Origin of the sequence: Burkholderia seminalis DSM 23518, from assembly GCF_902832885.1 — a bacterium.
Classification (GTDB): Bacteria; Pseudomonadota; Gammaproteobacteria; order Burkholderiales; family Burkholderiaceae; genus Burkholderia; species Burkholderia seminalis.
Genome location: NZ_CADFDK010000001.1, coordinates 137414 through 159143 on the forward strand (window position 1 = coordinate 137414; position 21730 = coordinate 159143).

A 21730-nucleotide genomic window follows, 5' to 3' on the forward strand; every position below is an offset into this window, starting at 1 on the left:
GGGTGACCGGGAGGCGGACGGCACGCGATCCTGGCGATGCCCGCGAGCGTTTGCGCGAAAGCCGCGCCATGCGGGCGCGGCCCGGGCGTTTACTCCGCTGCCGGATGCAAGCGGCTGTAGCGGTTGAGGATCGGGATCATCTGCGCGTAGATCTTCGGGTTCGCCGCGACGATCTCATGACGATGCAGGAAATCGGCGTCGCCCGTGTAGTTGCCGACGAGGCCGCCGGCCTCGGTGATCAGCAGGCTGCCCGCCGCCATGTCCCACACGTTGATGCCCTGCTCGAAGAACGCGTCGAGGCGGCCGGCCGCGACGTTCGCGAGATCGAGTGCCGCCGCGCCCGGGCGGCGCAGGCCCGTGCAGGCCTGCGTCATTTCGGTGAAGAGGCGTGCGTATGCGTCGAGGCCGTCCTTCTCGCGGAACGGGAAGCCGGTGCCGACCAGGGCGTCCGCCAGGCGGTCGCGGCGGCCGACGCGGATGCGGCGATCGTTCAGGTACGCGCCGCGGCCGCGCGTGGCCGTGAACAGGTCGTTCTTGTTCGGATCGTAGACGACGGCCTGCGTGACGACGCCCTTGTGCTCGAGCGCGATCGACACGCAGTAGTACGGAAAGCCGTGGATGAAATTGGTCGTGCCGTCGAGCGGATCGATGATCCACTTGAATTCGGATTCGTTGTCGGATTCGCCCGATTCTTCCGCGAGGATCGCGTGATCGGGGTAGGCGGTCTTCAGCGTCTCGATGATCGCCTCTTCGGCGGCCTTGTCCACTTCGGTGACGAAGTCGTTCTGCTGCTTCTTGCGGATCTCGATCAGGTCGAGATCGAGGGACGCGCGGTTGATGATCTGTCCGGCGCGGCGCGCAGCCTTGACAGCGATGTTGAGCATGGGATGCATGGGCCTGGATCCTGTAGCCGGCGGCACGGGCCGCCACGAAGTGGAACAACCGCCCGGAACGGCGCAAGCATGCCGGGCGAGGTGAGACGCGAATTGACAAAGAGCGGGGTACGACCCGCGCCGCACGGTGTGCGACGCGTAAAGGCATGATTTTACCCGATTTTTGACGGTTTCAGGCGACCGGGATACGGGGAAACCCCCACTGTCCGTCCGGACGAGTGGGTTTGCCGCGGCGATGGCGATACCATACTGCCATTCTGATGAACCGAGTCGTATCGTAGTGGAAACCCCGCAGAACACCGCCGCGCCGGCCGAGCCGGGCGCGGCCTCGTCTCCGCCGCCGTCCGGCGGCTTCACGTCCACCCGCTTCGTGCTCGTCGAGCCGAGCCATCCCGGCAATGTCGGGGCGGCCGCCCGTGCGCTGAAGACGATGGGCTTCTCGCGTCTCGTGCTGGTCGCGCCGCGCGTGCCGCACGTGCAGAGCGACCCCGAGGCGATCGCGATGGCCAGCGGCGCGGACGACGTCCTCGCGTCCGCGCATGTCGTGCCGACGCTCGGCGACGCGCTGTCGGGCGTCCACTGGTCGATCGCGCTGACCGCGCGCACGCGCGAATACGGGCCGCCGCGCCTTGCGCCGCGCGCGGCCGCCACGCAGGCGTGTGCGCAGGTCGGCACGGGCGACATCGCGCTCGTGTTCGGCAACGAGCGCACGGGCCTGGCCAATGAGCATGTCGAGCAGTGCAGCGCGCTCGCGCATATTCCGGCGAACCCGGCCTACAGCTCGCTGAACCTCGCGCAGGCCGTGCAGGTGCTCGCGTACGAGCTGCGCGTCGCGTTTCTCGAACAGGCGAGCGAGCCGTCGGCGCAACCGTCGGCCGAAGCCGGCACGCTCGCGCAGAGCGACGAGATCGAGCGGATGTACGTCCACCTCGAGCACGCGCTGATCGCGCTCGATTTCCTCGATCCGCGCAATCCGAAGAAGCTGATGCCGCGGTTGCGGCGCCTGTTCGCGCGCACGGGCCTCGAGCGCGAGGAGGTCAACATCCTGCGCGGCGTCGCGAAGCACATCCTGCTGAAGTCGGGCAAGCCCGACGGCGACGCGTAAGCGGCCGGCGCACCGGTTGCCGGTCGTTCGGTCGCCGCCCGGGTATCGCGTCGGGCCGTGCGTCGGTCGACCGGCGGCGCCGGGTCCGGTCCATTCCATCCGGCCGATCCTCCCCGCGAGCCTGTTGCAGCAAGCCTGTCGTTCGAATACCCGCGCCGGCGGCGGGGTGAACGCGCGACCGTGCGGCCATGCGCGACTGGCCCTACAATCGCCGGACGTCATAAGCAAATTACCCGGTGCGATAACGGCCGGGCATTGCCGGCGATGCCCGCCGGCCTTTTCCCAGACCACATCATGTTCACGAGACTGCGCGAAGACGTTGCCACGATTCGCGAGCGGGATCCCGCCGCTCGCAGTGCATGGGAAGTGCTGACCTGTTACCCGGGGCTGCATGCGCTCGTGCTGCATCGTTTCGCGCACGCCTGCTGGCGCGCGAAGCGCTACTGGCTCGCGCGTTTCGCGTCGCAGGCCGGGCGGTTCCTGACCGGGATCGAGATCCACCCCGGCGCGACGATCGGCCGGCGGGTGTTCATCGACCACGGCATGGGCGTGGTGATCGGCGAGACGGCGATCATCGGCGACGACTGCACGATCTATCAGGGCGTGACGCTGGGCGGCACGTCGCTCACGCGCGGCGCGAAGCGCCACCCCACACTCGAAGCCGGCGTGATCGTCGGCGCGGGCGCGAAGGTGCTCGGCGGTTTCACGGTCGGGGCGGGGGCGAAGATCGGCTCGAACGCGGTCGTCGTGAAGCCGGTGCCGGCAGGCGGCACGGCGGTCGGCAATCCGGCGCGCATCGTGATGCCGGCGCAGCCGAAACCGCAGCCCGAGCGTGCGGCATTCTGCGCCTACGGGATCACGCCGAACGCCGACGATCCGATGTCGCTCGCGATCCACGGCCTGATCGATCACGCGGCGAAGGAAAGCCGTCGTGTCGACGAGATCGTCGCGGCGCTCGAGCAGCTCGGCACGCATCTGGAAACGCTGCAGGGCGCCGATGCGGCGCGCCTCGATCTGCGCCGGCTGTCGGCGGTGCTGGAAGGCAAGTCGGTCGAACGCGAGATGTAATCCACGCGGCGGGCGCCGACGGCGGCCGGTCAATGCAACGGCAGCGGCGGCGTCACTCGAGCGGCATGGCGTGGATGCCTTCCGCATCGACGCGCAGGTAGCCGCCACGCGGCGTGCCGTGATCGAGATCCCAGTCGGGCAGCACCCAGCGGATGCCGCCGGGTTCCAGATGGCGCGCGGGGCGGTGCGTGTGGCCGTGAATGATCACGCTCGCGCGGCTCTTGCGGAACAGGGCGGCCACGCCTTCGCGCGTGACGTCGTAGATGGCCGAGGCAGGGCGCATCCGGCCCGCTTCGCTGTTCGAGCGCATGCGTTGCGCGAGCGCGCGGCGCCAGCGGAACGGCCACGCGAGAAACAGCCATTGCGCGACGCGGTTGCGCGCGAAGCGGCGGAACACCTGGTAGCCGCGGTCGGCCGTGCATTGCGCGTCGCCGTGCGCGAGCACGATACGCTGGCCGAACGCCATGATCAGCGACGGGTCGGGCAGCAGCATCGCGCCGGCTGCCTTCATGAAGCGCCGGCCGAGCAGGAAATCGCGATTGCCGTGCATCACGTAGAGCGCGATCCCGCGCTCGGAGAACGTGTGCATCAGCGCGGCCATGCGGGCCGCGAACGGGTCGTCGTCGAGGAGGTCGTCGCCGATCCAGTATTCGAATAGATCGCCGAGGATGAACACCGAGTCGGCGCTGTCGGCGGTGTACTTCACGAAATGCTCGAACGCGGCGACCGTCTTCGGAATCGCTTCGCTCAGATGCAGATCGGACAGAAACAGGAACGGGCGTGCGGCTTGCGCGTACTGGCGTTCGCCAGGCACGCCCGCGGAGACGCTTCGCGGCGGACTCTCCTGCAACATCGAAGTGTCTCCGTAACCGTGCGTCAGACCACGACGGCCTTTTCGATCACGACGTCGTCGGTCGGCACGTCCTGGTGGAAACCAGCGTTGCCCGTCTTGACGCCCTTGATCTTGTCGACCACGTCCTGGCCTTCGACGACCTTGCCGAACACCGCGTAGCCCCAGCCTTGCGGCGTCGGCGACGAGTGGTTCAGGAAGTCGTTGTCGTTCACGTTGATGAAGAACTGGGCGGTCGCCGAGTGCGGATCGTTCGTGCGCGCCATCGCGACCGTGTAGTTGTCGTTCTTCAGGCCGTTGTTCGCCTCGTTGTCGATCGGCGCGTCGGTCGGCTTCTGCTTCAGGCCCGGCTCGAAGCCGCCGCCCTGGATCATGAAGCCGTTGATCACGCGATGGAACACGGTGCCGTCGTAGTGACCCTTCTTCACGTAGTTCAGGAAGTTCTCGACCGTCTTCGGTGCCTTCGCGGCGTCGAGTTCGAGCTTGATCACGCCGTGGTTCGTATGCAGTTCAACCATGATGAATTCCTTCGGTGAGGCGGTTTAAATGGCACGCGGCCGGTCGTGCGACGCGGCCGCGTGAGTCGCCGGACGTGCCGGCAGGTTCTTACTTCGAGACGATGCTGGCCGATTCGATCACGACCGGTTGCGCCGGCACGTCCTGCATCGGGCCGCGCGAGGTCGTCGCCACGCCTTCGATCTTCTTCACGACGTCGAGACCCGACACGACCTTGCCGAACACCGCATAGCCGTTGCCGTCCGGGTTCGGGTAGTCGAGGCCGCTGTTGTCGACCGTGTTGATGAAGAACTGCGCGGTGGCCGAATTCGGATCGCTCGTGCGGGCCATCGCGATCGTGCCCGTCAGGTTCTTCAGACCATTGCGGCTCTCCAGCGGGATCGGCGCGCGGGTCGGCTTCTCCTCGAAGTTGGTCTTGTAGCCGCCGCCCTGGATCATGAAGCCCTTGATCACGCGATGGAAGATCGTGCCGTTGTACTGGCCGGCCTTCACGTAATCGAGGAAGTTGGCGACCGACTTCGGCGCCTTCTCCGGGTAGAGCTCGACACGGATGTCGCCTTGCGAGGTCTTCAGCTGCACGACGGGGTGCGCGGTGGCCGATTGCGCGAACGCGGGTGCGGTCGCGAGAAGGGCGGCGCCGCCAAGCGCCAGCAACAGACGTTTCATTGCGATCCTCAGGTTGGGAGGGGAAAGAAGGCCGCGCCGCTTATTGCGACGGCGCGACGTACGGCGCCGCCAGCGCGCCCGACGGACCGTTGAACTGGAACGTCGGCGACATCGGCAGCGTGGTGGTGCTCACGTTCGCGGCGGCGCGGTCGGTGTAGTCGCGCGTGGCCGGCGTCACCGCGCGCGCATTCGGCGCGGCTTTCGGCGGCGACACGATCTTCTGGAGATCGGCGAGGCGCTGCGCGGTCGCGCCGCTCGTGCGGCCGAGCGACTGCGCGCGCTTGTACGACTCGGCCGCGAGGCGCAGGTAGAGATCGCCGAGGTTCTCGTATGCGAGCGAATAGCTCGGGTTCGATTGCGTCGCGGTGACGAGCGCGGTGCGCGCTTCGTCGTAGCGGCCATGCTTCGCGTAAAGCGCCGCGAGATTGTTGTACGGCTCGGGCAGTTCCGGGTACGCCTGCGTGATCGCGACGAACTGCTGGATCGCGTCGTCGTCGCGGTTCAGGCGGGCCAGCACGGTGCCGCGCTTGAACTGCGCCTGCACGTCGTGCGGGTTCGACGCGATGCGCGCGTCGAGTTGCGCGAGCGCCTGCTTCCACTGCTTGCCGGCGATGGACGAGTCGATTTCGGGGGTGCCGTCGGCGACGGCCGGGGCTTTCTGCGCATGCGCCGCGGGGGCCGCGAAAAGCGTCAGCACGACGCCCATGACGGTGGTCGCAACGAGGGTCGCAGCGCTCGGCGCGCGGCCGCGATGAGGTTTCATAGGCGTAAATCGGAATGTTATACTCCGAGCCATTCTAACAAAACGTCTGCGCGTTCCGGCGAGCCGCAGACAGTCTTTCTTAGCCTCTCGTGGCCGTCACCGCTGTGCTTGCAGCCTGACCGCCCCATGTGATACGAGGACGCTCGGCCCGGTGCCGCAGCAGATGGTCCGTCCGTGTCGCATGCTGGGCGAGCTTCGCCAGGGCGGTTTCCTTCGGCTCACGGTTCATCTCTATGGAATCACTGCGCATCTACAACACGCTCGCGCGTGACAAGCAAGTCTTCGTGCCGCGCCAGTCCGGCGAAGTGCGGATGTACGTATGCGGGATCACCGTCTACGACTATTGTCACGTGGGCCACGCGCGCATGCTGGTCGTGTTCGACCTCGTCCAGCGCTGGCTGCGTGCGATCGGCTATCGGGTCACGTACGTGCGCAACATCACCGACATCGAGGACAAGATCATCCGCCGCGCGGTCGAGAACGGCGAGACGATCAAGTCGCTGACCGACCGGTTCATCAACGCGATGCACGAGGACGAAGCCGCGCTCGGTATCCAGCGGCCCGACCTCGAGCCGCGCGCGACGCAGTTCATCCCGCAGATGCTCGGCATGATCGAGACGCTCGAGGCGAACGGCTACGCTTACCAGGCGACCGACGGCGACGTCAATTACTCGGTGCGCAAGTTCGCGAACTACGGGAAGCTGTCGGGCAAGTCGCTCGACGACCTCCGCGCGGGCGAGCGCGTCGCGGCGAACGACGCGAAGCAGGATCCGCTCGACTTCGTGCTGTGGAAACGCGCGAAGGAGGACGAGCCGGAAGGCGCGTCGTGGGCGTCGAAGTACGGGATGGGCCGCCCGGGCTGGCACATCGAGTGCTCGGCGATGGGCTGCTCGCTGCTCGGCAATCACTTCGACATCCACGGCGGCGGGCAGGATCTGCAATTCCCGCACCACGAGAACGAGATCGCGCAGAGCGAAGGCGCGACCGGCGAGACGTTCGTCAACTACTGGATGCACAACGGCTTCGTGCAGGTCGACAACGAGAAGATGTCGAAATCGCTCGGCAACTTCTTCACGATCCGCGAGGTGCTCGAGCGCTACGACGCGGAAGTCATGCGCTTCTTCATCGTGCGCACGCACTACCGGTCGCCGCTCAATTACAGCGACGTGCATCTCGACGACGCGCGCGCATCGCTCACGCGCCTGTATACGGCGTTGAAGGACGTCGAGGCCGACACGCTCGCGCTCGACTGGAACGAGCCGCATGCGCAGCGTTTCGCGGCCGCGATGAACGACGACTTCAACACGCCGGTCGCGGTGGCGACGCTGTTCGAGCTCGCCGGCGAAGTGAATCGCACGCGCGACGCGTCGCTCGCGCGGCAGCTGAAACAGCTGGCGGGCCTGCTCGGCCTGCTGGGCCGCGAACCGCGCGCATTCCTGCAGCAGGCGTCCGGCGCCGCGCAGGCGGGCGCGCTCGCAGCCGACGAGATCGAAGCGAAGATCGCCGCGCGTGTCGCGGCGAAGCAAGCGAAGGACTATGCCGAAGCGGACCGGATCCGGGCGCAGCTGCTCGAAGCCGGCATCGCACTTGAAGACAAACCGGGCGGATCGACCGAATGGCGTCGCGTATGAGCGCGGCGCGTTCCACTGACCGATCCGTCAGGTAGGAGGCAAGATGGCAACGGCTAGAAAAGCGCCGGTCAGGCGCGCGACCGCGGTCGCCGCACGTCCGGCAGCCAGGCGCGTGCCGGCGGCGAAGGCGGACGCGACGCGCGCCGTGCCGAACGGTGCGCTGAACGGTCACGCGCAGCCGGCGGCTGCGCAGCCGGCCGCCGACGCGGCCCGCAAGACGCGTGCGCCCGAAGCGGGCGGCGAGGAGGTCGTCGTGCGTCCTGCCTACTGGGACAAGGCGTGCGCCGATCTCGTCAAGCGCGACCGCATCCTGAAGAAACTGATTCCGAAGTTCGGTCCCGCGCATCTCGTGAAGCGCGGCGACCCGTTCGTCACGCTCGCACGCTCGGTCGTCGGTCAGCAGATTTCGGTGCCGTCCGCGCAGTCGCTGTGGGCGCGCATCGAGGACGCGTGTCCGAAGCTCGCGCCGCAGCCGGTGATACGGCTCGGTGCGGACAAGCTGATCGCATGCGGGCTGTCGAAACGCAAGACGGAATACATCCTGGATCTGGCGCAGCATTTCGTCTCGGGGGCGCTGCACGTCGACAAATGGACGTCGATGGACGACGAGGACGTGATCGCGGAACTCACGCAGATCCGCGGTATCAGCCGCTGGACGGCCGAGATGTTCCTGATCTTCAACCTGTCGCGGCCGGACGTGCTGCCGCTCGACGACCCGGGCCTGATCCGCGCGATCAGCGTCAATTACTTCAGCGGGGAACCCGTCACACGCAGCGAGGCGCGTGAAGTCGCCGCCAACTGGGAGCCGTGGCGCACCGTCGCGACCTGGTACATGTGGCGCAGCCTCGATGCGCCCGACGCCGACGCCTGAGCGTCGACTATCGGGTTTTGAATGTCAATAGTTGAGAGCCGGTTTTGAGCGTCGCCCGCGCGGGTAGAATACGCGCTGCCGCAAGACCCAAGGATTCGAACACATGAAGACCACGTTTCTGGATTTCGAACAGCCGATCGCCGAACTCGAGGCCAAGATCGAAGAGCTGCGATTCGTGCAGGACGACTCGGCTGTCGATATTTCGGAAGAAATCGAGCGGCTGTCGAAGAAAAGCCAGCAACTGACGAAAGACCTCTACGCGAACCTGTCGCCGTGGCAGGTGTCGCAGATCGCGCGGCATCCGCAGCGTCCGTACACGCTCGATTACGTTGCGGAACTGTTTACCGATTTTCACGAGCTGCATGGCGACCGCGCATTCGCGGACGACCTGTCGATCGTCGGCGGTCTCGCGCGCTTCGGCGGTCATCCGTGCATGGTGATCGGTCACCAGAAAGGCCGCGACACGAAGGAGCGCGCCGCGCGCAATTTCGGGATGCCGCGTCCGGAAGGCTATCGCAAGGCCGAACGCCTGATGCGTCTCGCCGAGAAGTTCGGGCTGCCGATCTTCACGTTCGTCGACACGCCGGGCGCGTACCCGGGCATCGGCGCGGAAGAGCGTGGCCAGTCGGAGGCGATCGGCCGCAACCTGTACGTGATGGCCGAGCTGAAGACGCCGATCATCACGACCGTGATCGGCGAGGGCGGTTCGGGCGGCGCGCTCGCGATCGCCGTGGCCGATACCGTGATGATGCTGCAGTTCTCGACCTATTCGGTGATCTCGCCGGAAGGTTGCGCGTCGATCCTGTGGAAGAGCGCCGCGAAGGCGCCGGAAGCCGCGGAAGCGCTGGGCCTGACCGCGCACCGCCTGAAGGCGCTCGGCCTGATCGACAAGATCATCAACGAGCCGCTCGGCGGCGCGCATCGCGACCCGAAGGGCATGGCCGCACTGCTGCGCCGCGCGCTCGCCGATTCGCTGCGCCAGTTCCAGGGCATGAGCATCGATGCGCTGCGCGAGCGCCGTTTCGAGCGCCTGATGGCCTACGGCAAGTTCAAGGAAACCACGCCGGGCGCATGACCGGCTGCGTATTCGATTCGCGCGCCGCTGCGCGCGCGTTCCTCTCGTGATCCCACCGACCGAATTCTCCGCCGACCGCGCCGTCCTCGACGCGGTCGGCGTTGCGCTTTCCGGCATGCCGGCCGATGCGCGCATCGCGATCGCCTTCAGCGGCGGCCTCGACTCGACGGTGCTGCTCGATGCGGCCGTGCGCGTCGCGGGCGCGTCGCGTTGCGTCGCGCTGCATGTGCATCACGGCCTGAGCGCGAACGCCGATGCATGGGTTGCACATGCCGAAGCGGAAGCCGCGCGGCTCGGCGTCGCGTTCGAATCGATGCGCGTCGACGTGCCGCGCGACAGCGGCCTCGGTATCGAGGCCACGGCACGCGAGCGTCGTTACGCGGCGCTCGACGCGATGTGCGAGCGCCATGGCGCGGCCACGCTGTGGCTCGCGCAACATGCGGACGATCAGGCGGAGACCGTGCTGCTGCAGCTGTTGCGCGGCGCGGGCATCGCCGGGCTCGCCGCGATGGCGCCGCGCTATCGCCCCGACGGCGTGAGCGTCGAACGGGTGCGCCCGTTGCTGCGATTGTTGCGCGCGCAACTTGAGCGCTACGCGGAGCAGCATGCGCTCGCATGGATCGACGACGAATCGAACGGCGACACGCGTTATGCGCGCAATGCGCTGCGCATCGACGTGCTGCCGGCGCTGGCCGTGCATTTCCCGGGCTTTCGCGATGCGCTCGGCCGCGCGGCGCAGCATGCGGCCGCCGCGCAGAAGCTGCTCGACGATCTGGCCGAACTGGATTTCGCCGCCGTTGCGCGCGACGACGGGCATGCGCTGTCGCGCGACGCGCTGGTCGCGTTCGACGACACGCGCGGCGCGAACCTGCTGCGCTTCTGGATGCGCCGGCTCGGCTTGCCGGGCGCGTCGGCCGCGCGGCTCGCCAACATGATGCGGCAGCTGCGCGCCGCGCATGACGCGCACGCGCTGCGTGTCGATCACGCAGGGCAGTGCCTGCGGCTCTATCGCGATACCGTTTACTGGGAAGCGGGCGACAGCAGCGAACCGGCCGATGACGGCACGGGCACGCCGCACCCGGAAGCAGCGCTCGCGTGGGATGGGCAGGAGGTCTGGCACGTGCCGGGCTGGCGCGGCACGTTCGTGTTCGCGCCGGCCGACGCGGCGAGCGCCGGCGCGGTGCCGGAGGCGCTGCTGCGCGGCGCCAGGCTCACGGTACGCGCCCGCGCGGGCGGCGAGCGGATGCGCATGTCGCCGGGCGGCCCGGGCCGCACGCTGAAGAACCTGTTCCAGGAGCGCGGCGTGCCGGCCTGGCAGCGCGACGTGCCGCTTCTGTTCGCGGGCGACCGGCTGCTCTACGTGCCGCGGCTTGGCCTCGATCGCGATATCGGCCTGTCCGGGAGCGAGGCGGCCGGCAACGGCGACTGGCGCCGGATCGAATGGCGCCCCGACCTGCTGATCGCGTAGCGTCCGGCACGCGTCCGGCGGCGCGATGGCGCGCCCATTTTCACCATTTGGTAAACAGCGCCTGAACGGCTCCCAGCACGGCGGGCGGCTTGTCAAGCGGGCTTCTATCGGGTACGCTCGGTCGTTTGCTCGGCTCGATTTTTGAGCGTTTTGTGCAGGTTTTCCGCGTGACGTACCCGGTTTGCGCGGCCTGATCGGCCTTCCGGGCAAAATCCGTCACGCTTGCGTGTTGCGTCCCAGCCGTCCCCCTTGTCGTCCGTCCACAGCCACAAGCCGCGTGACCGAACGGCTACGCGGCCTGCCCAGCGCGCCCGTGCGGTTTCTCCTCCAGTTCAGAACGACAATGGCACTCATCGTACACAAATACGGCGGCACTTCGATGGGCTCGGTCGAGCGCATCAAGAACGTCGCGAAACGCGTCGCAAAATGGCATCAGGCCGGGCACCAGATGGTGGTCGTGCCTTCGGCGATGTCCGGCGAAACCAACCGTCTGCTCGGTCTTGCGAAAGAGATTTCGAGCCAGCCGAGCCCGCGTGAGCTCGACATGATCGCGTCGACCGGCGAGCAGGTCAGCGTCGGCCTGCTGTCGATCGCGCTGCAGGAAATCGGCGTCGAGGCCGTGAGCTACGCCGGCTGGCAAGTACCGATCAAGACCGACAGCGCGTTCACGAAAGCGCGCATCCACTCGATCGACGACGAGCGCGTGAAGGCCGATCTGAACGCCGGCAAGGTCGTGATCATCACGGGCTTCCAGGGCGTCGATCCGGACGGCCACATCACGACGCTGGGCCGGGGCGGCTCCGATACGTCGGCGGTGGCGGTCGCGGCCGCGCTGGATGCCGAAGAGTGCCTGATCTACACGGACGTCGACGGCGTCTACACGACCGACCCGCGCGTCGTTGAAGAGGCGCGCCGCCTCGATCGCGTGACGTTCGAAGAGATGCTGGAAATGGCCAGCCTCGGCTCGAAGGTCCTGCAGATCCGCTCGGTCGAATTCGCCGGCAAATACCAGGTGAAGACGCGTGTGCTGTCGAGCCTGACCGATCCGCTGATTGCGCTCGACGAAGAAATGCGCTCGGGCACCCTGATTACTTTTGAAGAAGACGAGACCATGGAAAAGGCAGTCATTTCCGGCATCGCGTTCCAGCGCGACGAAGCACGCATTGCTGTGATGGGCGTGCCCGACAAGCCGGGCATCGCATATCAGATCCTCGGCCCGGTCGCCGACGCGAACGTCGACGTCGACATGATCATCCAGAACCAGAGCGTCGAAGGCAAAACCGACTTCACGTTCACGGTCGGCCGCGGCGACTACCAGAAGGCGATGGACATCCTCACCAACCAGGTGCAGGGCCATGTCAGCGCCGAGCGCGTGCAGGGCGACCCGAAGGTGTCGAAGGTGTCGGTCGTCGGCGTCGGCATGCGTTCGCACGTGGGCGTCGCGAGCAAGATGTTCCGCACGCTGTCGGAAGAGGGCATCAACATCCAGATGATCTCGACGTCCGAAATCAAGATTTCGGTGCTGATCGACGAGAAATACATGGAGCTGGCCGTCCGCGCGCTGCACAAGGCATTCGAACTCGACCAGGCGTCGTGAATTTTTCGTGATGCATTGAAGAAAATGCATCACCGAAATTGACGCACGGTTCGAAACCCTATAATATCTCGTTCTCGTCGCACTGCCTCCCTGGTGCGAGCGAAAGTTTGGGAGACGTGGCCGAGAGGTCGAAGGCACTCCCCTGCTAAGGGAGCATCTGGGCCAAAACCTGGATCGAGGGTTCGAATCCCTCCGTCTCCGCCAAAAGCGGTGACAAAGCCCCGCAAGTTCTCGGACTTGCGGGGCTTTTTCTTTTTCCGGCCCGTCGTGCCGTGTCGCGCGCGACAGGTCCGATGCTGCCGGATCGCGTCCTCACGCGAACCTCGTCGCGGCCCCTCGGGCAATGAATGCTCGACTTGAGCCCCTGTCATGCGCAACATACGCGTATCGACCGGCGCAATTCAAGGTGATGCTCGTGGCAAGCCCGCATGCAGTTCTGACGTTCCGCTCTCATCGGCCTGTCGACGGACTCGTCGACAATCACGCGCGTTACGCGCAGTTGCACGGCTACCGGCATGCGATCGTCGACGGCACGCACGTGTACGGCGAGCGCCAGCAGATCCTGCACAAGTACCACGCGCTCATCGCGCAGCTCGTCGCGATGGAGCCGGGCGCGTTGCTGCTCGTGCTCGATCCGTTCTCCGTCGTGTTCGATCCGCACGCGCTGCCGGACGTCGCGCACGGTTACGACGCAATCGTCACCACCCAGACGTCGAAGTCGCCGCTGCCTGCCGCGAGCGGCATGATTTTCCGCAACGTGCCCGGCGTGCGGGAGCGATTGCGCGAGCTCGCGCTCGAACTGGGCAAGTGGGCGATGCGCCTTCCGGAACGGCGTCACGCGTGCGAGGCGACGCTGCTCGCGGAGCACTTTGCGCCGCTGCCGTTCGATGTACCGCTCGCGAACGGGCATTTCGCGTCGGTGCAGACGGTCTGGAGCGAGGGCATCGCGATCGATTCGATCGCCGGCGCGCGGCCGCTGGTCGCGCACCACGCGCCCGAGTGGCAGGACGTGGACGGTGGCTGGGCGCCGGCGGCCGACTACGACTTTCGCTACGTGGTCGCGCTCGTCGACGATGCCGAGCGGTACCAGCGCGGCGATTCCCCGCGCGCGCTGGACGACTGGCGCGCCGCGCAGCAGCGAACGCGCGAAGCGGAGCGGCACGTGAATCCGCACGCGCGTGTTGCGTTCGTGAGCCTGCATACGCCGCATATCGCGGGCTATGGCGATCTGCACGAGGAAAACTTCGTCCGCTACTGCACGCGGCACGGTTATGCGTACCACACGTATCGCGAGGCGCCCGCGTTTCTGCCGGGCGGCATCGATGCGAACTGGGCGAAGCTGCATCTGATTCGCGAACATCTGCCGCGCCACGAATTCGTGTTCTGGGTCGATGCGGACATCCTGGCAATCGACCAGAGTCGGTCCATCGACGGCGTGATCGAGGGCCGCGACTTCCTGATCGGTACCGATCACACGGCCTGGGCGATCAATTCATGCATGATCGGCGTGCGCAACGTGGCGCCGATGCGCGCACTCGTCGAGCGCATCTGCGCGCGCATCGAGCGCTTCGACGATCGGTCGTCGGTCTACGCGAGCGGCGGCGACCAGCAGGCGATCTATGTGGAACTGCTGGAGTCCGGCATGATCGATGCGCGTCATATCGTCGACGCGACGACGCTTGCGGCGTCGCCGGTCTACGCGACGCGCGACAGCCGCTTCGTTCATTTCCCCGCGCAACACGACCACTATCGAGCGGTGACGATGCGCGTGTGGGACCGGCAAAGCCATCGGCGCTGACGGCCGGGAGCATGAAGCATGCGCGGGCTGCCGTGACGGTGGGCGGGCAGGGTGGCCATTCGCTCGGCCGATCGAAATACAAATGTAAGTATCGATGTAAGAAAAAGAGGTGCGCCGGACCATCGTCCTGCCCGGCCTCGATAATTCCATTCCGGCCCCACGAAATGAACCGACGATTTCAAAAATGCGGCATTGCGTCGTTTTTCATGATGAGCCCCGGCGCGTAATACAAAAAATTACTCAATCAAATCAGCGTCATGCGTCGGCGTGGAAAATTGAGGCTCTGCTGCGCTGCAGAAAATAATCAATCGCCTTATGCTCGTTAACCCGATCGCGTTTGAGCGGCATCAAGTTTTTCCGTGATGCCGCTTTACATTTTGCCAACGCTGGCGATTCACGAAATCTACCTGTCGATTTGATTTCGTACCTTTCGTCTCGCCTGTCCCCGATACAGTGCGCGACCTCCTCAAGGCTTTGTTGACATGCATGATTTCCCCTTCCTGAGCCTGGCCATCTGGGCTCCGATCCTGTTAGGCGCGTGCCTGCTGCGCGTCGGTTCCGACCATCACCCGCGCCGGACGCGGCTGATCGCGCTCGCGGGCGCGATCGTGGGGCTGGCGGCCGTCGTCCCGCTGGTTGCCGGCTTCGACGCACATTCGGCGGCGATGCAGTTTGTCGAAAGCCGCGACTGGCTGGCGGCGTTCAATTCCGGATGGCGTGTCGGCATCGACGGCGCGTCGCTGTGGCTCGTCGTGCTGACCGCCTTCACGACGCTCGTGGTGGTGATCGCGTCGTGGGAGTCGGTCACGGTGCGCGTCGCGCAGTACTACGCGTCGTTCCTGATCCTGTCGGGGCTGATGGTCGGCGTGTTCGTCGCGCAGGACGGGCTGCTGTTCTTCATCTTCTTCGAGGCGACGCTGATCCCGCTGTACCTGCTGATCGGCACGTGGGGGCGCGAGCGACGCGTCTATGCGGCCGTGAAGTTCTTCTTCATCTCGTTCGCCGGCTCGCTGCTGCTGCTGATGGCGATGCTGTACCTGTATGCGCAGTCGCATACGTTCGACATGGCGACGTGGCGCACGCTGCAACTCGGCTTCGCGCCGCAGTTGCTGGTATTCCTCGGCTTCTTCGCGGCGTTCGCGGTGAAGGTGCCGATGTGGCCGGTCCATACGTGGCTGAGCGACGTCTATACCGACGGCCCGACCGGTGCCGCGCTGATGCTCGCGATGCTCAAGCTCGGCGGCTACGGGTTCCTGCGCTTCGCGCTGCCGGTCACGCCCGATGCGAGCCACTTCTTCGCACCGGCCGTGATCGCGCTATCGCTGTTCGCGATCGTCTATGCGAGCCTGATCGCGCTCGCGCAGACCGATCTCGGCAAGCTGCTCGCGTATTCGACCGTTGCACACATGGGCATCGTCACGCTCGGGCTGTTCCTGTTCAACCGGATCGGCGTCGAAGGCGCGATCGTGCAGCTCGTGTCGTACGGCTTCGTCGCCGGCGCGATGCTGCTGTGCGTGAACGTGCTCGTCGACCGCACGAAGCAGCGCGAGATCGCCGCGTACGGCGGCGTGGCGGGCGTGATGCCGCGTTTCGCGACCTTCACGCTGCTGTTCGCGATGGCCAACGTCGGCCTGCCGGGCACGTCGGGTTTCGTCGGCGAGTTCATGGTCATCATGGGGGCGATCCGCTTCAACTTCTGGATCGGCGCGATCGCGGCGCTCACGCTGATCCTCAGCGCGTCGTACACGCTGTGGATGCTCAAGCGCGTGGTGTTCGGCAAGGTCGCGAGCCAGCGGATCGCGAAGCTCGCCGACCTGAACCGTCGCGAGATCGTGATGTTCGCGTCGCTCGCGCTGATCGTGCTGGCGATCGGCATCGATCCGAAGCCGTTCACCGACGCGATCGATCCGACCGTCGGCAAGCTGATCCAGGAAGCGAGCCACTCGAAGGTGCCGGCAGGGGACGGCCCCGTGCCGGCGCTGCCGTCGTACATGGCGTCGACGCACGACTGAGCGCGGCGCGCGCCCCACGCAGGCCGCATCGCTTGGCGACGCGGTCGTTGCGCGCACATCGATCGAGGTCCGGCGCAGGGGCGCCGGGCCGGCTTCCGGCTGCGTGAGATTGCCCCGCGACAATGTGACTCACGGCAGATTTTGCAATGATGATTTGCCGCATCCACCGGTTTTTCGTCACACCCGCGCGACGTATGATTCGGCCACTTTCGTGGATCGAATGCGCATCGGGCATACGCAAACGGATTCAATGACCCTCGGGCTGTGTGATGAAAAGAAAAGCTTCAAGAGGCTGGGCGGCGCTGATGTCGATCGGCGCGGCGTTGAGCCTGTCAGGCTGTAATTTAGATGTACTAAATCCGAAAGGTAGCGTGGGCGCCGCCGAAAAGGCACTGATCGCGACGTCCACCTGGGCGATGCTGGTCGTCGTCGTGCCGGTGATCCTGCTCACGCTGTGGTTCGCGTGGCGATATCGCGCATCGAACCGGAACGCGACCTATGCGCCGAACTGGTCGCATTCGACCGCGATCGAGGTCGTGATCTGGACGGTGCCGACGCTGATCATCCTGTTCCTTGGGGTGCTCACGTGGAAGACCACGCACGAGCTCGACCCGTACAAGCCGCTCGAGTCGTCGGTGAAGCCGATCGACGTCGAGGTCGTCGCGCTCGACTGGAAGTGGCTGTTCATCTATCCGGAGCTCGGCATCGCGTCGGTGAACCAGCTCGCGATTCCGGTGGGCACGCCGGTGAATTTCCGCATCACGTCGGATTCGGTGATGAACTCGTTCTTCATTCCGCAGCTCGGCGGCCAGGTCTACGCGATGGCCGGGATGCAGACGCGCCTGCACCTGATCGCCGACGAACCCGGCAACTACGCGGGCACGTCCGCCAACTTCAGCGGCCGCGGTTTCTCCGACATGAAGTTCCGCACGCTCGCGGAGCCGCGCGAACAGTTCGATGCCTGGGTGCAGAAGGTCAAGGCGTCGCCGGACCGGCTCGACGCGACCGTGTACGGCACCGTCGCGCAGCCGAGCGAGAAGGCGCCGGTGCGCTACTTCTCGTCGGTCGATCCGCGGCTCTTCCACAACATCATCGCGAAATACAACGATGGCCACGTCCTCGACCTGAAGGACGCCGCCTGCGGCACGAAGGGGTAACGCATGTTCGGCAAACTCACACTTTCGGCGATCCCGTTCGATCAGCCCATCATCATGGGGGCAGGCGCCTTCATGGGGCTGGTCGTGCTGGGCATTCTCGCCGCGCTGACGATCACCGGCCGGTGGAAATGGCTGTGGACGGAATGGCTGACCACGGTCGACCACAAGAGACTCGGCGTGATGTACATCATCGTCGCGCTGATCATGCTGCTGCGCGGCTTCGCCGACGCGATCATGATGCGCATGCAGCTCGCGCTCGCGTACAACGGGCCCGGCTACCTGCCGCCGCACCACTATGACCAGGTCTTCACGGCGCACGGCGTGATCATGATCTTCTTCATGGCGATGGTGTTCATGGTCGGCCTGATGAACCTGATCGTGCCGCTGCAGATCGGCGCGCGCGACGTCGCGTTCCCGTTCATCAACTCGCTCTCGTTCTGGATGACGGCCGTCAGCGCGATCCTGATCAACGTGTCGCTCGTGATCGGCGAATTCGCGCAGACGGGCTGGCTCGCGTACCCGCCGCTGTCGGAGCTGCAGTTCAGTCCGGGGGTAGGGGTCGACTACTACCTGTGGGCGCTGCAGATCTCGGGCGTCGGCACGCTGCTGACCGGCGTGAACTTCTTCGTGACGATCATCAAGATGCGCGCGCCCGGCATGACGCTGATGAAGATGCCGGTGTTCACGTGGACCGCGCTCTGCACGAACGTGCTGATCATGGCGTCGTTCCCGATCCTGACCGCGACGCTCGCGCTGCTCGGCCTCGACCGTTACCTCGGCATGCACTTCTTCACGAACGACGCCGGCGGCAACGCGATGCTGTACCTGAACCTGATCTGGGCGTGGGGCCATCCGGAGGTGTACATCCTGATCCTGCCGGCGTTCGGGATCTTCTCGGAAGTGATCGCGACGTTCGCGAAGAAGCCGCTGTTCGGCTACAAGACGATGGTGTACGCGACCTGCGCGATCATGGTGCTGTCGTTCCTCGTGTGGCTGCATCACTTCTTCACGATGGGCTCCGGGGCGAACGTGAACGCGTTCTTCGGGATCATGACGATGATCATCGCGATCCCGACCGGCGTGAAGGTGTTCAACTGGCTGTTCACGATGTATCGCGGCCGGATCGAATTCACGACGCCCGTGCTGTGGACGATCGGCTTCATGGTCACGTTCACGCTCGGCGGCATGACCGGCGTGATGATGGCGATTCCCGGCGCGGACTTCGTGCTGCACAACAGCCTGTTCCTGATTGCGCACTTTCACAACGTGATCATCGGCGGCGTGCTGTTCGGCTATCTCGCGGGCTTCAACTACTGGTTCCCGAAGGCGTTCGGCTTCAAGCTGAACGAGAAGCTCGGCAAGGCCGCGTTCTGGTTCTGGCAGATCGGCTTCTACGTCGCGTTCGTGCCGCTCTACGTGCTCGGCTTCATGGGCATGACGCGCCGCCTGAACCACTACGACAACCCGGCCTGGCATCCGTGGCTGCTGGTCGCCGCGTTCGGCGCCGTGCTGATCGCGATCGGCATCGCGTGCCAGCTGCTGCAACTGGTGGTCAGCATCCGCAATCGCCACCTGCCCGAGTATCGCGACACGACGGGCGATCCGTGGGGCGGCCGCACGCTGGAGTGGGCGACGTCGTCGCCGCCGGCCGACTACAACTTCGCGGTGATCCCGCAGGTGCGCACGCTCGACGCGTACGCGGACATGAAGGCACGCGGCGAAGGGCGGCCGAACCCGGCGACGTTCCGCGACATCCACATGCCGTCGAATACCTGCGCGGGTCTCGTGATCGCGATCTTCAGCCTGGTGCTCGGCTTCGCGCTGGTGTGGCACATCTGGTGGATGGCGATCGGCGGGCTCGTCGGGATCATCGCGACGCTCGTGATCTACAGCTCGCGCGATAACGACGGTTATTACATCCCCGCGTCGACGGTGCGGAAGATCGAGGACAAGCAGCCGACGACGCGCACGGCCGCGCGCGTCGACGACGTGGAACTGGAGGCCAACTGATGTTGCAGAAAACCTTGAGCGCGACCCTGCTCGAGCACGACGACCATCCGCCGTCGCATTCGGTGTTCGGTTTCTGGCTGTACCTGATGACCGACTGCGTGATCTTCGCGGCGCTGTTCGCGACGTTCGCGGTGCTGGGCCACCAGTACGCGGGCGGCCAGACCGCGAAGGAGCTGTTCGACATTCCGGGCGTCGCGGTGGAAACCGCCGCGCTGCTGCTGTCGAGCATCACGTACGGTTTCGCGATGCTCGCGGCGTACAAGCAGCGGCGCGGCGCGCTGCTCGCATGGCTCGCGGTGACGTTCGTGCTCGGCGCGGCGTTTCTCGCGATGGAACTGCGCGAGTTCTCGCACCTGATCGCGGAAGGCGCGGGCCCGCAGCGCAGCGCGTTCCTGTCGGCGTTCTTCACGCTGGTCGGCACGCACGGGCTGCATGTGACGGCCGGCCTGCTGTGGATGATCGTGCTCGCCGGGCAGATCGTGTTCCGCGGCGGCGACCTGACCGATCGCGACCTGCGGCGCCTCACGTGCCTGAGCCTGTTCTGGCACTTCCTCGACATCGTGTGGATCTGCGTGTTTTCCTTTGTCTATCTCGCGAGCGTGATCTAAATGGCCCATTCGCATTCGTCTCAACTCGAAGAAGGGCACGGCAGCGTCGGCGGCTACGTCGCCGGCTTCATTCTGTCGGTGCTGCTCACGGCCGCGTCGTTCGGCCTCGTGATGGGCGGCGTGCTGTCGCCGCATGCGTCGCTGATCGCGCTGGCCGTGCTCGCCTTCGTGCAGATCGTCGTGCACCTCGTGTACTTCCTGCACATGAACGGCTCGTCGGGCCAGCGCTGGAACGTGATGGCGTTCAGCTACACGGTGCTGACCGCGGCGATCCTGATCGTCGGCACGTTGTGGGTGATGCACAACGTCAGCATGAACATGATGTCGCGTTGAGCGGCGTCGCGGCGCGGCGGTCGATATCCATGCGCGCTCATGACGAAAAGGCGGCACTCGCGTGCCGCCTTTTTCATTTCTCCCCCGGCCGCGTTGCGCCGGGCCGTGCGCGGTCAGTGCCGCACGCCGGCGTCGGCCGTCAGCGCATGGGTGCAGTCCGCGCGGTATTCGGCGGCGAGGCGCTGCTTCGCATCGTCGAGATCGTCGGGGTAGTAGGGGCTCGCGTGAGCCGGGTTGTAGCCGACCTGTTCGAGCTCGGTCAGTTCGCGCACGAGGTCCGCATGCGTGACGTCGTGGCCCGTGTGAACGAACGGGTACGCACGACATTCCTGCGGGGTGAGGCGGGGGCCCGCGAACGCGGCGGTGCTGGCGCATGCGAGCAGCATGCAGGCGACGGTGGTCGACAGTTTCATCCGGTGGCTCCTGGTTGCGCGGCTCGATGCCGCATGACGTCAGCGTAGGCGGCCCGCACGACGAGGCGGGCGACGCACGGATGAAACATGTTTCACGCGTGCTGGTCGCGGCGCGGGATGAAGCATTTTTCATGTAACGCCGGACGGCGCGCGCGTCGCCTACGATAGTCGCGGGCGCGTCGTGTGCGCCCGTCGCGACGTTCATTGAGAGGACAATCATGCGAGTACTGACGGTCGAGGACGATGCGGTGACCGCGAACGAGATCGTCGGCGAGCTGACCGCGCGCGGGTTCGAGGTCGACTGGATCGACAACGGCCGCGAAGGGATGATGCGCGCGATGAGCGCATCGTACGACGCGATCACGCTCGACCGGATGCTGCCGGGCGCGGACGGCCTCGCGATCCTGACCGCGATGCGCACGGTCGGCATCGATACGCCGGTGCTGATGCTGAGTGCGCTCGGCGATGTCGACGAGCGCATCCGCGGTCTGCGCGCGGGCGGCGACGATTACCTGACGAAGCCGTTCGATTCCGGCGAGCTGAGCGCGCGCATCGAGGTGCTGCTGCGCCGTCGGCAGGCATCGGGCGTGCCGCAGCAGACGCTGCTGAAGGTCGGCGCACTCGAGCTCGACCTCATTTCGCGCTGCGCACGGCGCGGCGGCGACGAGATTCCGCTGCTGCCGACCGAATTTCGCGTGCTCGAGTTCATGATGCGCAACGCGGGCCAGACGATCACGCGCACGATGCTGTTCGAGACCGTGTGGGGTTATCACTTCGATCCCGGCACCAATCTGATCGACGTCCACATGGGCCGGCTGCGCAAGAAGATCGATCCGCCGGGCGCGGAACCGATGATCCAGACGGTGCGCGGCTCGGGCTACATGCTCGCGTGACGG

General features: G+C 66.0%; 20 protein-coding genes and 1 tRNA gene. 15 read left to right on the forward strand and 6 right to left on the reverse strand.

Features of this window, described 5'->3' with window-relative positions; genetic code table 11:
• Positions 1–89: 89 nt before the first annotated feature.
• On the reverse strand, positions 90–893 hold the full coding sequence (locus tag HWX00_RS00610) for an inositol monophosphatase family protein (protein ID WP_034188908.1): 804 nt from the start codon (positions 891–893) through the stop codon (positions 90–92).
• Positions 894–1173: 280 nt separating this feature from the next.
• Between HWX00_RS00610 and HWX00_RS00615 the strand changes: the two genes are divergently transcribed.
• Both HWX00_RS00615 and cysE read left to right on the forward strand, forming a co-directional pair.
• Positions 1174–1998 carry an RNA methyltransferase gene (locus tag HWX00_RS00615; protein WP_034188907.1) on the forward strand — a complete coding sequence of 275 codons (825 nt, stop codon included), beginning with the start codon at positions 1174–1176 and terminating at the stop codon, positions 1996–1998.
• Between the two features lie 264 nt (positions 1999–2262).
• A complete protein-coding gene (gene cysE, locus HWX00_RS00620) occupies positions 2263–3066 on the forward strand; it encodes a serine O-acetyltransferase (RefSeq protein ID WP_175027434.1) in 804 nt (267 codons plus the stop codon).
• 52 nt (positions 3067–3118) lie between these two features.
• Here the strand turns inward: cysE and HWX00_RS00625 are convergent, their stop codons facing one another.
• The 4 genes from HWX00_RS00625 to HWX00_RS00640 all read right to left on the reverse strand — a co-directional run bounded on the left by HWX00_RS00625 (position 3119) and on the right by HWX00_RS00640 (position 5861).
• The gene (locus HWX00_RS00625) at positions 3119–3919 is read right to left on the reverse strand and encodes a UDP-2,3-diacylglucosamine diphosphatase (RefSeq protein WP_034188905.1); all 801 of its coding nucleotides are present in this window, start codon (positions 3917–3919) and stop codon (positions 3119–3121) included.
• 23 nt (positions 3920–3942) lie between these two features.
• Positions 3943–4434: a peptidylprolyl isomerase gene (locus tag HWX00_RS00630; RefSeq protein WP_006478428.1), complete on the reverse strand. Its 492-nt coding sequence runs from the start codon at positions 4432–4434 to the stop codon at positions 3943–3945.
• A gap of 88 nt (positions 4435–4522) precedes the next feature.
• The gene (locus HWX00_RS00635) at positions 4523–5098 is read right to left on the reverse strand and encodes a peptidylprolyl isomerase (RefSeq protein WP_034188904.1); all 576 of its coding nucleotides are present in this window, start codon (positions 5096–5098) and stop codon (positions 4523–4525) included.
• A 40-nt stretch (positions 5099–5138) separates the two neighbouring features.
• A complete protein-coding gene (locus HWX00_RS00640) occupies positions 5139–5861 on the reverse strand; it encodes a tetratricopeptide repeat protein (protein WP_034188903.1) in 723 nt (240 codons plus the stop codon).
• Between the two features lie 233 nt (positions 5862–6094).
• On the opposite strand from HWX00_RS00640, the gene cysS reads away from it, so the two are divergent.
• From cysS to cyoD, 12 genes are all read left to right on the forward strand, one after another.
• A complete protein-coding gene (gene cysS / locus HWX00_RS00645) occupies positions 6095–7492 on the forward strand; it encodes a cysteine--tRNA ligase (protein ID WP_034188902.1) in 1398 nt (465 codons plus the stop codon).
• Between the two features lie 43 nt (positions 7493–7535).
• Positions 7536–8363: a DNA-3-methyladenine glycosylase family protein gene (locus tag HWX00_RS00650; protein ID WP_034188901.1), complete on the forward strand. Its 828-nt coding sequence runs from the start codon at positions 7536–7538 to the stop codon at positions 8361–8363.
• Positions 8364–8466: 103 nt separating this feature from the next.
• Positions 8467–9438 carry an acetyl-CoA carboxylase carboxyltransferase subunit alpha gene (locus HWX00_RS00655; RefSeq protein ID WP_006478433.1) on the forward strand — a complete coding sequence of 324 codons (972 nt, stop codon included), beginning with the start codon at positions 8467–8469 and terminating at the stop codon, positions 9436–9438.
• Between the two features lie 46 nt (positions 9439–9484).
• Positions 9485–10906, forward strand: a complete 1422-nt coding sequence (tilS, locus tag HWX00_RS00660) for a tRNA lysidine(34) synthetase TilS (RefSeq protein WP_124670788.1) — start codon at positions 9485–9487, stop codon at positions 10904–10906.
• 343 nt (positions 10907–11249) lie between these two features.
• Entirely contained in the window at positions 11250–12503 is a 1254-nt protein-coding gene (locus HWX00_RS00665; RefSeq protein ID WP_034188899.1) for an aspartate kinase, read from the forward strand.
• Between the two features lie 110 nt (positions 12504–12613).
• Positions 12614–12707 (forward strand) — tRNA-Ser (locus HWX00_RS00670).
• Between the two features lie 205 nt (positions 12708–12912).
• Positions 12913–14301, forward strand: a complete 1389-nt coding sequence (locus HWX00_RS00675; RefSeq protein WP_175027442.1) for a glycosyltransferase family protein — start codon at positions 12913–12915, stop codon at positions 14299–14301.
• A gap of 482 nt (positions 14302–14783) precedes the next feature.
• A complete protein-coding gene (locus tag HWX00_RS00680; protein WP_175027435.1) occupies positions 14784–16313 on the forward strand; it encodes a complex I subunit 4 family protein in 1530 nt (509 codons plus the stop codon).
• 269 nt (positions 16314–16582) lie between these two features.
• On the forward strand, positions 16583–17470 hold the full coding sequence (gene cyoA / locus HWX00_RS00685) for a ubiquinol oxidase subunit II (protein ID WP_034188896.1): 888 nt from the start codon (positions 16583–16585) through the stop codon (positions 17468–17470).
• Positions 17471–17473: 3 nt separating this feature from the next.
• Positions 17474–19480, forward strand: coding sequence for a cytochrome o ubiquinol oxidase subunit I (gene cyoB, locus HWX00_RS00690; RefSeq protein ID WP_034188895.1), 2007 nt, complete (start codon positions 17474–17476; stop codon positions 19478–19480).
• Entirely contained in the window at positions 19480–20088 is a 609-nt protein-coding gene (cyoC, locus tag HWX00_RS00695; protein WP_034188894.1) for a cytochrome o ubiquinol oxidase subunit III, read from the forward strand. Before cyoB ends, cyoC begins: the two co-directional genes overlap by 1 nt.
• A complete protein-coding gene (gene cyoD / locus HWX00_RS00700; protein WP_011352504.1) occupies positions 20089–20421 on the forward strand; it encodes a cytochrome o ubiquinol oxidase subunit IV in 333 nt (110 codons plus the stop codon).
• Between the two features lie 113 nt (positions 20422–20534).
• Here cyoD and HWX00_RS00705 read toward each other — a convergent pair whose 3' ends face one another.
• Positions 20535–20834, reverse strand: coding sequence for a DUF4148 domain-containing protein (locus tag HWX00_RS00705; protein WP_034188893.1), 300 nt, complete (start codon positions 20832–20834; stop codon positions 20535–20537).
• A 218-nt stretch (positions 20835–21052) separates the two neighbouring features.
• Here HWX00_RS00705 and HWX00_RS00710 point away from each other — a divergent pair, with 218 nt between their 5' ends.
• A complete protein-coding gene (locus HWX00_RS00710) occupies positions 21053–21727 on the forward strand; it encodes a response regulator transcription factor (RefSeq protein WP_034188892.1) in 675 nt (224 codons plus the stop codon).
• Positions 21728–21730 lie beyond the last annotated feature (3 nt).